We start from the raw sequence: 12,697 nt of genomic DNA, 5'->3' as shown, positions 1-12,697 counted from the left end.
TTAAAATTCTACTTTTTCTGTTCTCTTTCAAAACGGCGGGCCGGGCGGCGATCACCGCTCCTGTCTCCTCTGTCCGAGCCAAAATCTCTGCGCGGCCTGTCTCCGTCGTCGCGCCTCGGAGCGCCTTCCCTTCTGGGTGCGCCGTCACTTTTGGGGAGGAGAGCATATTTCTCTTCACGCTGCTTTTCAACTGCAACCTGCTCAGTAAATTCAGGATCCTTCGCAAGCTCGTCAAGCTGTTCAAGGATGCGCTTGCGGCTGAGGTTGACCCTGTGCATGTCATCTATCTCTTTGACCGTGACAAGTATCTTGTCGCCCACACTGAATACATCCTCAAGCCTTGGGATGTGATATGTGCTGACCTCGCTGACATGGAGCAACCCCTCTTTGCCCGGCAGGACTTCGACAAAGACGCCAAAATTGAGCATCCTGGTGACGGTACCTACAAAGGTCTCCCCAGCCTTGATCTGACGGACAAGATCGTTGATTATCTTCACCGCAGACTGGGCTGAGTCGTCATTTACGGCAGCCACATAGACACGCCCGCTGTCGTCGACGTCGATCTTTGCTCCGGTGCGCTGTACGATCGAGCGGATCATCTTGCCGCCCGGCCCTATAATGTCACGGATCTTTTCCGGATCGATGCTTATAGTGATTATCTTAGGCGCTGTCAATGAAAGTTCGGCACGGGGAGCAGATATGGCCTCATCCATTATGTCAAGGATCTGCATACGACCGGCCTTTGCCTGAGCAAGAGCCTTAACCAAAACCTCTCTTGTGATCCCGCCTGCTTTGTTGTCCATCTGAAGCGCGGTGACGCCATCGCGGGTACCTGCGACCTTGAAGTCCATGTCGCCGTAGTGGTCCTCAAGACCCTGAATGTCAGTCAGTATACCCAACTTGCCTTCATCTTCATCTGCGATAAGTCCCATTGCGATCCCCGCGACCGCCTTCCTTATAGGCACGCCTGCCGCCATCATCGAAAGGCTGCCGCTGCATACACTGGCCATTGAGCTTGAGCCGTTCGATTCAAGTATGTCGGACACCTGACGGACAACGTAGGGGAAGCTCTCTTCATCGGGCAGCACCGCACGCAGAGCTCTCTCCGCAAGCGCGCCGTGACCTATCTCGCGGCGTCCCGGCCCGCGCATGGGGCGGACTTCTCCTACCGAGTACGGGGGAAAGTTATAGTGCATGATAAATCTTTTTGAGGGCTCGTCAAGCTTAAGACCGTCAAGTACCTGATCATCAGTGCCCATCATGCCCAGTGTCGTTACGCCGAGTGACTGTGTCTCGCCGCGGGTAAAGAGCGCAGAGCCGTGGGTCATCGGAAGTATATCTACTTCACATGTGATTTTGCGGAGCTCATCCATCGCGCGTCCGTCTGAACGGCGTTTTTCATCGAGCAGAAGCTTTCTTATGCATTTTTTGACCATTGCATCCATGACAGCCGAGATATATTTTTCTGAATCGGGGCGGCACACCGCAAAATATTCTTCGGCCTTCTGCTGCGCTTCCGCTATCGCCGCACCGCGAAGCTGTTTCTCATGAAGCTGCACCGCAGCATAGATATCATTGTAAAGTTCTCTCTCCATCCACTCATCTATCTCCGGAACGGCCTCCGGAGCCCGGAGCTGCACCTTCGGCCTGCCGACCTGTGCACATACTCCGTCTATAAAATCCACTATCTGACGTATTGCATTATTCGCAAGTTCAAGCGCATCGACAAGCAGTTCCTCTGATACTTCCTGAGCTCCCGCCTCCACCATTGTTACTCCGCCCCTGTGTCCTGCAACGACAAGGTCAAGAGTGCTGTTTGGCATGTCGGTCTCGTCCGGATTGACAACAAGCACCCCGTCAATGCAGCCGATACGCACGGCACCTATAGGCCCGTCCCATGGGATATCAGACATTGAGAGCGCCAGTGACGCGCCGTTTATGCCCAGGATGTTAGCCGGATTAGCCTGGTCGACTGACATAACGGTAGCTACGATTTGGACGTCGTTTCTCATCCATTCAGGGAAGAGGGAACGGACTGAACGGTCTATCATTCTTCCGCTCAGTATTGCGGTCTCAGATGGACGGCCTTCCCGCTTAATAAATCCTCCCGGGACCTTACCTGCAGAGTAAAAACGCTCCTCAAAATCTACAAGAAGCGGGAAAAAATCAAGGCCTTCCCTTGCCTTATCGGCAAGCACAGACGTAACGAGAACTGCCGTACCGCCATGCATAGCAAAGACGGATGCATTCGCCTGCTTCGCCATACGCCCTGTTTCAAAGGACATTTTTTTACCATAGAACTCCAGTTCAAAAACCTGTTTCATCTTATTTTCCCCCTATTATCTGTCTTCATCTATTGAAGAATAACACATAACAACAAAAATGGCGAAGGTATGATCCCTTCGCCATGCATAAGTTGCCTATTTTTCATAAGACACTGATCAGTGACGCAGCCCGAGACGCTGGATAAGGTTCTGATAACGTTCAAAATCCCTGTCCTTCAGATACTGCAGAAGTTTACGGCGTTTTCCGACCATCATGAGAAGACCGCGACGTGAGTGGAAGTCCTTCTTATGGACCTTCATATGCTCGGTCAGCTCAAGAATGCGCGCGGTCAGGATGGCTACCTGTACCTCAGTAGAGCCCGTATCTGCTCCATGTACCTTGAATTCTTCAATGAGCTGCTGTTTTTTCTCTTTTTTTATCATTGTGATCACTCCTGTCTGAGCCTGTTGCGCTCGATATTCCCAAGACTCAGGTCTGCGTCGCCTTGCGCAGATCCGTGTTAAGGGCGTCGATATAATAGCAGAGACATTATTTTGTTGCAAGCATTTTATTTTCAGGCATCAACGGAGAACAGAAGGATGACGATCTATTTTGGACCTGTACTCTGCCGAAAATATACCTTCATATCGTCGGGAAGCGGCGCCGTGAACGTCTTTCCTCTCAAATTTTCAGGCAATACGGCGTCATCAGGGAAAGTCAGGGAATAAGCATGAAGCAGCGGGCGCTTTGCGCCTTTGCCGTCGCCGTACTTGCAGTCTCCGAGTATAGGATGGCCGACAGATGCAAGATGCACACGGGCCTGGTGGGAACGCCCCGTGACAAGCTCGACATCGACAATGCTGATCCTCCCGTCGCCACCGAGTTTTTTATATCTGGTAAGCGCGCTCTGCCCGCTCTTGTCTATCTTTACCGTATTGCTGCCGGTATCCTTAATAAGTGGGAAATCTATCTCCCCGCTATCCGGTATATCACCGGCGACCACGGTGCGGTAGATTTTTTTGATCCTGCGCTCTCTTATCAGCTGCGAGAGGCAACGCTGAGACTCTCCGCTCATCGCTATGATCACAACTCCCGAGGTATTTCTGTCAAGACGCTGTACCGTCGCCGGACGGAAGTCGCTCCTGCCCCACCGCAGCTCTGCAAGCGCGCGCATTATGAGCGAATCTCCCCCCTTGACATCAGGCTGTGTAAGAAGACCCGCGGGCTTATTAACTATCCAGATGTAATCATCCTTGTATATCGTATCAAGCGGCGCGCATGACGAAAATTCATACCGTTCCGGCAAAACTCGGTCAGGCACATCATCACTCCACGGGACCTGCAGGAATTGTCCTTCCTGAAGTCTCGTGTCGGGAGCGGCCTTTCTGGCGTCAAGACGCACCTCCCCCTTTCGGATGGCCTTCATTATCGCTCCAAGCGGGACCTGCGGCCACATTGTGCGCAGAAACCGGTCGATCCTGCGGCCGGCCTGATCCGCCGTTATATAAAATTCTTTTCCCATGTTTTTCTCCTAATTATAACTTGATCGATACGGGTGTTGTATTATACTATCGCACGCCGTGGGGGTTCACCGCACACATTGTAACCGCTAAAACAAATGTACCAACAGTCAAAAACATTATTGAGCAAACACCTCAGTCAATGGAGCAAGCAGGACGCATCACCTGTTCCAGAAGCGTCTGGCAGTACCGTTATGCCACTGTGAAATCGGCTGTTCCGGCGTCAGGTCTTTGACAGAGTCATTCCAGCAGAATACGCGGAAGTCCAGCTCATCTGCAGAAGAGACAATCATTGCTTCCGGCGTGGCAGGAACCACCGGCGAACCAAATTCCCTCTGCCCATGGTGGCTTAGGAGAATGTGCGCAAGCTGCAGTGTCAGATCAGGCTCAAGCTTTTCACGTCCGGCAAACTCCATGAATCTTGCATAGCCTATCGCCACATGGTCTATCACCGCGCCCTCAAGCGTGATTTCAGGGATAGACCCCATTTTATATGAATCAAGCTTGCCTATGTCGTGCAAAAGCCCGCCGGCAACGACAACGTCGACGTCTATTTTATATCCCGAGCGGTTGAGAGACTCGGCCATAGACCTGGCACAGTCGGTAACAGAGAGTGTGTGTTCTATCAACCCGTTTGAATACGCATGGTGATGGCTCACCGCGGCCGGCCAGTCGCGAAACTTCCGCCATACCTCCCCGCTGAAAACAGCTCTAAGAAAAACCTTTATTTCGGGGCGGCAGGATGCCACAAGCGTTTCAAACCGCGAAGTCAGATCGTCTATTGGGATCGGAGAACGGGGAAGATACTGCGCCGGAGGAAATTTGTCCTGATTGAGCAGTGTCAGCTTGTTGAAGTTGAACTGAAGCTGTCCCCTGTATTCCGCGATCTTGCCTTCAACTCCCAATGTGTTCCCGGCAATGTTCCTTATCATATCTTCAGCAAGTTTCTTTGCCGGAGCTGAAGGGTCCGTATCCTGAGCAGATCTGTCAAACCATGCCGCATCCGACCAAATTTTTGCATCTATGCTGCCGGTCGAATCTGAGACAGATATCTCATAATAAGACTTGCCGTTCTTGTCACTCTTCTGAAAAAGCGAGGTGGCGACAAATATCGCCTTGAATTGTGTGCCTGCCGTAAGTTTCTTTATTTCCTGTATGTTCTGAAGTTGTGTGCCTGGCATAATAATCTTCCTTCCATGATCGATCGATTAATCAATACTTTGCATACGCGTCCTATAATAGCCTCTTACGGCAGCTTTATCAAACATGCTTTTTGCCCGGCTATGTCCCCGCGGCGTAATGCCTGCACCCTATCGCCCATCCGTTAAGATCCTCCATGGTCCGTACAGTTGATATATCAATTTATCTGGCTGCTGCAAGAATTATTTCAGTGTATAATTATCAATGTGGTCTCTTTCACATTGTAAGAGATTTTTTTATTATGAAAATTTTTGGTTGGAGGGATATGCAGTGAGCAACGTAAACTGGGAAGCAATGCTTTCCGATATTGCGCGTAACGTCAAGCCATCACCTATCCGTGCGCTGATGAAGTACACTAAGACACCTGGGGTCATATCTTTCGCAGGCGGCAATCCTGATCCGGCAGTCTTCCCAGTCACGGAATTCGCTAAAGCTGCAGGTATACTAACACGCGAAGGCAAGGATATCCTTCAGTACGGTGCGACGGACGGCTATACTCCGCTCAAGGAATACATAGCTAAGTGGATGGCTCCGCGCATGGGTCGCGAGACAAAGCAGGAAGAAATGCTCATAACTACCGGCTCGCAGGAAGGCATGGACCTCCTTTGCAGCGTTCTCCTCAACGACGGAGACACTATAATCGTCGAAGGACCGACATATCCGGGCGCCCTTCACGCTATGCGCAACCGCGGCGCCAGATTCATATCAGTACCTTGCGACAAGGACGGGCTATGCGTCGACCTTCTGCCTGACGCCATCGAGCGGGGGCGCATGGACGGGCATAAAATAAAGTTTATCTATACGATAGTAAACTTCCAGAACCCGTCTGGCGCGACCCTATCGGAGGAACGGCGTAAAAAGCTGCTCGATATCGCAGAAAAGTATGACCTTATAATCTTCGAAGACGACCCGTACGGACACCTGCGCTACAGCGGACATGAAGTGCCGACGATCTACTCTATGGATAAAAAACAGAGCGGCAGGGTAGTGTACGCCTGCTCTTTCTCCAAGATACTGGCTCCGGGGACACGCGTTGCATGGATCGTTGGCGATCCGACCCTGATGCAGAAACTCGTTATGATAAAGCAGGGGACCAACTTATGTTCAAGCGTCGTTGCCCAGGCTCTTGTCTACGAATATTGCCGCCTTGGTTTTCTGGATGAGTTTCTTCCAAAGATCATCGCCCACTACAGCAAAAAATGCGGCGCGATGGACATAGCTTTTAAGAAGTACCTGCCGTCAAACACTATCTATAATACACCGGATGGCGGATTTTTCTTCTGGCTTCAGGTTCCAGGCATCGACTCACAGAAACTTTTCATGAAGGCGATCGAGCATGGCGTGGCATTTGTAACAGGCCCGTCGTTCTACGCCGACGGGAGCGGGCTTGACTTCATGCGGACCTGCTTCACGTTTGCACAGCCGGAAGAGATAGACGAAGGAGCAAAACGCCTCGGGGAAGCAATAAAGGCCATGGCTTAACTGCTATATCCAACGGTGGATCTGTCCTGTAAGCGGCCCCTCGCGGGCCGTTTTTTCCATTTTGGGGATCTCATACTTTACCGATCAAACGCTCATATAATAAAAACCAAAAATAATTCAATACACAATGAATTGGCGGTTGTAAAAAACTCAGTCTGATATCAAAATCATCAGACATATAAAATACTCAGGCTATGCGGGGTGATTCCTATGGAGGATATAATAACAGCTCTTGCGACCGCCTGGGGTGAGGGCGGGATATCCATAGTCAGGATATCAGGGCAGGGGTGCACAGCACTTGCGGATAAACTTTTCAGCGGCAGGCGTACCTTATCTGAAACCGACCCCCGATATATGTCGCTTGGTAAACTTTACGGAAGCTCAGGAGAACCATTCGACGAAGTGCTTGCCGTTCGGTTTGAGAAAGGAGCCAGCTATACAGGCGAGGAGTGCGTGGAGATACACTGCCACGGCGGAACACTGCCCGCACAGCGCTGCATAGAGGAGCTCTGCGCTCTCGGCGCAAGGCTTGCTCTTCCGGGAGAGTTCACGCGCCGCGCATTTATCAGCGGCAGGATAGACCTATCTCAGGCAGAGGCAGTTCTTGGCGTCATAAGGGCAAAGAGCGACGAGGCCCTTCGCGCTTCGACCAGGACTCTGCAGGGAGAATTCAAAACCGAAATAAAAAAATTTCTTGATGAGCTCACGTTGCTTGCCGCTCAGCTCGAAGTCGACCTCGATTTCCCCGAAGAGGGCGAGGGGATGCTTTCCAGGGACGAGTGCCTTTCACGCATCAGCAGTCTGATTTCGGGTGGAGAGGACATACTTTCGCGCTGCCGTTCCGGCCTCATACTCAGAGAGGGCATACGCGTAGCAATAGTCGGGCGCCCCAACGTGGGAAAATCATCTCTGCTGAATGCGCTGCTTAAAGAAGCCCGCGCCATAGTCACTCCTGTGCCCGGAACTACGCGTGACAGGATAGAGGAAATACTAGTGCACAAAGGCGTTCCGATAAGGATAACGGACACAGCGGGAATACGCGAGACAACAGACGAGGTAGAATCGATCGGAGTCAGCAATTCAATGAAGTCGCTTGCCGAGGCTGACCTGCGGGTATGGGTCGTGGACACAGGAGAAAAACTTGAAGAGGAAGACCTTCAGCTTGGCATAGCTGCAACTGCGCTCCCCCATATCATTGTACTTAACAAAAGCGACCTGCCTCCGAATACCGGCTTTACAGAGCTTAGCGAAAAATTCCCAAAGAGCCGCATCATCTCCGTCTCCGCGCTCAAATCAGAGGGGATAGAGGAACTGAAGGACATCATGGTTACAGAGGTATCCGGAGAACATAATATCTCAGGCAGCTATGGAGTAACAGCACGGCAGATAGAATGTCTCGGCGGAGCCCTGTATTCGATAAAAGAGGCACAGCACGCCATTGAACAAAACATCGGCGATGACCTTGCCATAGCCTGTATATCGGACGTAAGGGCACAGATATCATCGCTTCTCGGGCTGGACGCATCAGAGGATCTGCTTGATGTTATATTCGGCAGCTTCTGCGTGGGCAAGTGATATCACAATTCTCCAGTTATAAGTACTAAACGCTAAGCGCATGAAAAGGACATTTACAGGGACATTTGTTTCCAACTCAAAATCATAACCGCGGAAATATCGGTGTGACAGTGAAACAGCATAAAAGGAGCCGGCCGAGGACGTACATATATATTACGCCTCCGGTCAGCCCATGAATAACGTAAAGCCGTTATGCCGATATTACTGTGACTGCCTGACTACCTAGTAGGCCTTGGCAAAAATAGCCTTACGGGCCCCTTCGCGACCCGTATAGAAGCACTTGCCGCGTTCATCGGCGTTTTCAAGAGGGAAACACCTTGGCGTTGCGCCCGTAGCCTCCTTGATGACTTTCTCATCTTCCCGTGTGCCTGCAAAGTAGACCTCTATGAACCCGCCCTTTTTCTCAAGGATCTCCTTGAATTCACTCATACTGCCCGCTTTAAATGTGTTCTCCTGACGGAAGCAGAGCGCACGATCATAGAGGTTCTTCTGTATTTCATCAAGCAGGGCCGGGATCGCCTCCGCGGCATCAGCCCAGCTTAAGTCAAGCTTTTCGCCAGTATCACGGCGTACCGCACGGAGCTTTTCCTCGCCAAATTCCTTCTCGCCAAGCTCAAGGCGAAGCGGGACGCCCCTCTGAAGATGATAGAAGAATCTATCGCCGGGACGAAGGTGGAACTGCTTGTCGACCTGAACAAAGCGGCCTTCCAGCGCCTTGTTGAGCATCGTTCTGAGCTCATCCGCCTTGGGTACTATATCACTGTCAAGTTTTGACTTATCAGTAGAAATTGGCACTATGACTGCTTTTGTAGGTGCGACGCGCGGCGGGATAACGAGGCCGTCGTTATCGGAGTGGGTCATTATCAGCGCTCCGATCAAACGCATGGACACACCCCAGCTTGTCGTGTGCGCAAATTCCATTTCGCCGTTTTTATCCTGAAACTGTATCTCAAAGGCCTTTGCGAAGTTCTGTCCTAGATAATGGCTGGTGCCTGCCTGCAGTGCCTTTTTATCGCTCATCATTGTTTCGCAGGTATATGTATTGTCTGCTCCGGGAAAACGCTCCCCCTCTGTTTTTTCTCCGGGGATAACGGGCAGGGCAAGGTAGTCGACCATTATTCGCCGATAGACTTCAAGCATCTGCAATGTCTCTTCCACTGCCTCTTCCTTTGTCGCGTGGGCGGTATGTCCTTCCTGCCAGAGGAACTCGGAAGTGCGCAGGAAGAGGCGCGGCCTCTTCTCCCAGCGCATGACGTTGCACCACTGATTTATAAGTATCGGCAGATCTCTCCATGACTGCACCCATTTGCTGTACATGTAGCCTATGACCGTCTCCGATGTCGGACGTATGATAAGGGGCTCTTCCAGTTCTTCACCGCCGGCATGGGTCACGACAGCGCATTCCGGTGCAAATCCCTCTACGTGCTCCGCTTCTTTAGCCAGAAAGGATTCAGGTATCAAAAGCGGGAAAGAAGCATTTACATGCCCCGTTTCCTTGAAAGCATCGTCAAAGGCCTTCTGCACCATCTCCCAGATTGCGAACCCTGTAGGCCTCACCACCATACAGCCGCGAACAGGAGCATAGTCGGCCATTTCCGCAACGCGTATAATGTCGAGATACCACTGTGAATAATCTTTTTCTTTCGGTGTGATATTTTTTGCCATACTCTTTCCTCCATCTGCTGAACAAGAAAGTCATGGTTATCTTTTCTTACCATGTCCCGGCTATTTTACCATCTATTTATCAGTTGTACCCATACTGCTTTAATGAATTAAATAACATTGACATTTTAGTTTTTTATCGTATGCTTTACATAGTGCATTTATGAATATATTACAGCGATAAGGAGGCAAATCAAAATGTCATTACAGTGGAAAGATGAATTCACAGATCAGCTTTGCGATGCAGTGGTAGCAATCAAAGACAGAGAAGAGGCTTACCGTTTTCTGGAGGATGTAGCCACGTTTTCTGAGATAAAAGCTTTTTCGCAGAGGCTTCAGGTCGCCAACCTGCTGCTCAAGGGGATGTCCTATCCGCAGATAGTACAGGCTACGGGTGCCAGCACTGCGACGATCAGCCGCGTCAAAAAATTCGTTGAATACGGCTCAGACGGTTACAGGGATGTTCTTGAAAAGGTCAACAGCGCAAAGGAAAAACAAACAAAGCAATAATAGCTCCTTTGTTATTTAATAAGACCACGTGACAGGGGGTATTTATTTGGATAGAAAGACAGTGTTTGTATTCTCGGCGAACTCGCCAGCCGTTATTGATCCTTTTCTCTCTGCAGCTTCGCCTGATATAAATATTTTTTTCACTGCCGCCTCAGTTGAAGATGCGTCATTACTTAAACAGAAATTGTCAGAGACAGGATCTGAAGTAGGCTATTCCATCTTTGACGGACATAATCTCGCTGACATTGCTTCGGCTGTAGTTGACTGTGCGGAGAAGTTCGGCGGTATTGACCTGTTGTTGTTCGGGGAATGGGAAAAGAGTGAGGATAGGCTTTTTCTGGATATTGAGGATAGCGAGTTTGTCCGCTGCACTGATATGCTCCTTGGCTTTTTCCGCCTATGCAGGTGCGCAGTTCCGTATATGATCGGCAGAGACGGAGCGGCAATCGCACTGCCAACAGACAACGCAGAACCAGCTAGCCTGATATCCGGGATGTATCGCAGCGCGTCTCTGGCAATGGTGAGGATCCTGGCAGACGAACTATCCGGCTGCGGTATAGATGTAAAAGCCTTACCAGCCACCGAGGACTCGTTGACGGAAGCCTTCCTTAATTTGCTTTGATTATCGCCCACGCCGCAAGGTCGTCGATATCTCTCGGCGGCGTCCGGAGCGACAGGGGGATAAGTTTCCACGGCCCTGCCGGCGGGTGCAGTTTCCAGTACAGCCTTCTGCCTTCAAGAGTGCTCCCGTATTCACCCACTATCTCGACACCGGAAACAGTTTCAAGCAGTTCTTTTATTTCGCCTGAAGAAGTCCCTCCGCCAAGAAAAACTTTTTCAGGTTTCCTGCCGGCAATGTTTTCAATGGCGCCCTCCTTGCTCCATTCCTCAAGCAGGTGCCACGCCCCTTCTCTGAGTGCATGAAGCAGCCGTTGCTCTTCGGATTTAGGTATTATCGCGGAAAAGAGCAGTCTGCCGTCGTCCGCAAGGGCCAATCCTATTTTATGCCTGCCGGGATCAATTCCGCAGTTCACCGAAAGTCCCCCTTTCGACTGATTCCCACCTTGGGTACATCCACAGCCACTGGCCGGGATATTTTCTGATCCACCTGGAAAGGATATCATTGCAGTCATCTATGCTGGTCTGTATATCTTTGCCGAATGGCTGTCCGTCTCGTCCCTCCATTGCCGGCAGGAAGTAAAAATCGAATGTGACGCCGTCGCCGCGCCTTATGCAGAAAACCGGCAACACAGAGCAGCCAAGTTTATACGCAAGCTTTGCTGTCCCAATCGGAGTACTGGCCGGATGTCCCAGGAAGGTTGATACAACGCCGGCATGTTTTGCATCCTGATCTATAGGTACGGCAATTATCTCTCCGGACTGAAGCGCTTTGTACATGGCCTTCAGGTCAGACACCTTGCCAAGTGCTTTGGAACCCCCTGCACGCCTGAGATCCATAATGAGGTCAGTCAGCCTGTCATCGCGCTGGTCCGTACCGAGCGCGTTTATCGCGTAGCCGTTCTGTGCACACCAGCATGCTCCATATTCCCAGTTTCCGATGTGGGCTGTTATAAGCATCACGCCTTTGCCTGCATCTACCGCTTTTTTAAGATTTTCCTCTCCATGGACCATGACAATGCTATTGATGCGACCCGCTACCACAGGCATGCGGGCAAATTCGGCCGCAGCCATTCCAAAATGCCGGTATGCCGCTTTAACTATGCGGAGGGCCTCCTCATCCGAGATCCCAAGTATCTTCGAACAGCGCCCTCTCGCCTCTGCAACCCTCTTAGGCGTAAACTGCGCAACGAGCCTGCCGATAAATCCGCCTAGCCTCACAGCGCCCCTTTGCGTAAGACAGCATGAAATTCGTCTGAAAATATTCAGGAAAAACCATATGCATGGCTGTTTTTTTGCCATTTGATATCCTTTCCGCAAGGCCCTAATGTTTAACTATAATATTTGCTATTATCGGAACTGCTATGAGGATCGTCACTATTCTGCATATATTGAACAGCACAGATATAGTGGGATCGGCGCCAATATCAACGGCTACCACGGCAATTCCGGTGAGGCCGCCCGGAGTCGTCGCGAAGAGAGATGTCAAAAAATCCATATCGCAGATTTTTGAAAAGAGCCATGCGAGGCCCAGCGTGAATATCAGCAGTGATAAGCTGTAGCCTATTGCTGCCGGCAGATATTTGGGAAGATCTTTAAGTGACGAAAAATCGCTGCCTCTAACAAGAACATAAGCCACCATCGCCTGTGACGCAAAAGAGAGCATGTCGATCTTCGGGTCGAGCCCAAGATTCATTATGCCCTTTACGACAAGGCCGAAAATGAGCCCGCCGACCATTGCTCCGGCAGGAAAACCAACTTTATATCCGGCTGTGCTCCCGCCTATAACTGCAAGCAGCACGATGATGTTTGGATTCATATGCTTCCCCCCATCCGATCCTCTCCAGTATACAACAAAACAAATT

The 12,697-nt window shown here is 50.7% G+C and carries 12 protein-coding genes; 4 read left to right on the top strand and 8 right to left on the bottom strand.

The genetic code is table 11. The annotated features are described in order from the left end of the window. Positions 1-8: 8 nt before the first annotated feature. From LLF78_06590 to LLF78_06575, 4 genes are all read right to left on the bottom strand, one after another. Positions 9-2,324, bottom strand: coding sequence for a polyribonucleotide nucleotidyltransferase (locus LLF78_06590; GenBank protein MCE5202159.1), 2,316 nt, complete (start codon positions 2,322-2,324; stop codon positions 9-11). Between the two features lie 117 nt (positions 2,325-2,441). Beyond that, entirely contained in the window at positions 2,442-2,708 is a 267-nt protein-coding gene (gene rpsO, locus LLF78_06585) for a 30S ribosomal protein S15 (protein ID MCE5202158.1), read from the bottom strand. Positions 2,709-2,872: 164 nt separating this feature from the next. Beyond that, entirely contained in the window at positions 2,873-3,787 is a 915-nt protein-coding gene (locus tag LLF78_06580; GenBank protein MCE5202157.1) for an RluA family pseudouridine synthase, read from the bottom strand. Positions 3,788-3,946: 159 nt separating this feature from the next. Then, positions 3,947-4,966 (bottom strand): HD domain-containing protein, encoded by a 1,020-nt coding sequence (locus tag LLF78_06575; protein ID MCE5202156.1) that lies wholly within the window; start codon positions 4,964-4,966, stop codon positions 3,947-3,949. A 289-nt stretch (positions 4,967-5,255) separates the two neighbouring features. Here LLF78_06575 and LLF78_06570 point away from each other — a divergent pair, with 289 nt between their 5' ends. Beyond that, complete coding sequence (locus tag LLF78_06570) at positions 5,256-6,467, top strand: PLP-dependent aminotransferase family protein (GenBank protein MCE5202155.1); 1,212 nt, start codon at positions 5,256-5,258, stop codon at positions 6,465-6,467. Between the two features lie 210 nt (positions 6,468-6,677). After that, on the top strand, positions 6,678-8,042 hold the full coding sequence (mnmE, locus tag LLF78_06565; protein ID MCE5202154.1) for a tRNA uridine-5-carboxymethylaminomethyl(34) synthesis GTPase MnmE: 1,365 nt from the start codon (positions 6,678-6,680) through the stop codon (positions 8,040-8,042). 222 nt (positions 8,043-8,264) lie between these two features. On the opposite strand, the gene proS is transcribed toward mnmE, so the two are convergent. Further along, positions 8,265-9,707: a proline--tRNA ligase gene (gene proS, locus LLF78_06560; GenBank protein MCE5202153.1), complete on the bottom strand. Its 1,443-nt coding sequence runs from the start codon at positions 9,705-9,707 to the stop codon at positions 8,265-8,267. A gap of 195 nt (positions 9,708-9,902) precedes the next feature. Between proS and LLF78_06555 the strand changes: the two genes are divergently transcribed. Both LLF78_06555 and LLF78_06550 read left to right on the top strand, forming a co-directional pair. Further along, positions 9,903-10,214, top strand: coding sequence for a YerC/YecD family TrpR-related protein (locus LLF78_06555; protein MCE5202152.1), 312 nt, complete (start codon positions 9,903-9,905; stop codon positions 10,212-10,214). Between the two features lie 46 nt (positions 10,215-10,260). Continuing rightward, positions 10,261-10,836 (top strand): SDR family oxidoreductase, encoded by a 576-nt coding sequence (locus LLF78_06550; GenBank protein MCE5202151.1) that lies wholly within the window; start codon positions 10,261-10,263, stop codon positions 10,834-10,836. On the opposite strand, the gene LLF78_06545 is transcribed toward LLF78_06550, so the two are convergent. From LLF78_06545 to LLF78_06535, 3 genes are read right to left on the bottom strand one after another with little or no spacing between them, the layout of a single operon-like run. After that, positions 10,823-11,248: an endonuclease gene (locus LLF78_06545; protein MCE5202150.1), complete on the bottom strand. Its 426-nt coding sequence runs from the start codon at positions 11,246-11,248 to the stop codon at positions 10,823-10,825. The genes LLF78_06550 and LLF78_06545 overlap by 14 nt on opposite strands. Further along, positions 11,232-12,134 carry a lysophospholipid acyltransferase family protein gene (locus LLF78_06540; protein MCE5202149.1) on the bottom strand — a complete coding sequence of 301 codons (903 nt, stop codon included), beginning with the start codon at positions 12,132-12,134 and terminating at the stop codon, positions 11,232-11,234. The genes LLF78_06545 and LLF78_06540 overlap by 17 nt, the downstream gene beginning before the upstream one ends. 22 nt (positions 12,135-12,156) lie before the next feature. Next, complete coding sequence (locus LLF78_06535) at positions 12,157-12,651, bottom strand: AbrB family transcriptional regulator (GenBank protein MCE5202148.1); 495 nt, start codon at positions 12,649-12,651, stop codon at positions 12,157-12,159. Positions 12,652-12,697 lie beyond the last annotated feature (46 nt).

The sequence above is a fragment of the Synergistaceae bacterium genome, assembly GCA_021372895.1.
Lineage (GTDB): Bacteria > Synergistota > Synergistia > Synergistales > Synergistaceae > JAJFTP01.
Note: the sequence above shows the minus strand (reverse complement) of the source record. Positions and strands in the feature narration are given on the sequence as shown.

Bases quoted from the DNA above. Each gene is read 5' to 3' on its own strand.
- LLF78_06580 (MCE5202157.1), bottom strand. From the start codon at position 3,787: ATGGGAAAAGAATTTTATATAACGGCGGATCAGGCCGGCCGCAGGATC.
- LLF78_06540 (MCE5202149.1), bottom strand. From the start codon at position 12,134: ATGGCAAAAAAACAGCCATGCATATGGTTTTTCCTGAATATTTTCAGA.
- LLF78_06535 (MCE5202148.1), bottom strand. From the start codon at position 12,651: ATGAATCCAAACATCATCGTGCTGCTTGCAGTTATAGGCGGGAGCACA.
- LLF78_06555 (MCE5202152.1), top strand. From the start codon at position 9,903: ATGTCATTACAGTGGAAAGATGAATTCACAGATCAGCTTTGCGATGCA.
- LLF78_06575 (MCE5202156.1), bottom strand. From the start codon at position 4,966: ATGCCAGGCACACAACTTCAGAACATACAGGAAATAAAGAAACTTACG.
- mnmE (MCE5202154.1), top strand. From the start codon at position 6,678: ATGGAGGATATAATAACAGCTCTTGCGACCGCCTGGGGTGAGGGCGGG.
- proS (MCE5202153.1), bottom strand. From the start codon at position 9,707: ATGGCAAAAAATATCACACCGAAAGAAAAAGATTATTCACAGTGGTAT.
- rpsO (MCE5202158.1), bottom strand. From the start codon at position 2,708: ATGATAAAAAAAGAGAAAAAACAGCAGCTCATTGAAGAATTCAAGGTA.
- LLF78_06590 (MCE5202159.1), bottom strand. From the start codon at position 2,324: ATGAAACAGGTTTTTGAACTGGAGTTCTATGGTAAAAAAATGTCCTTT.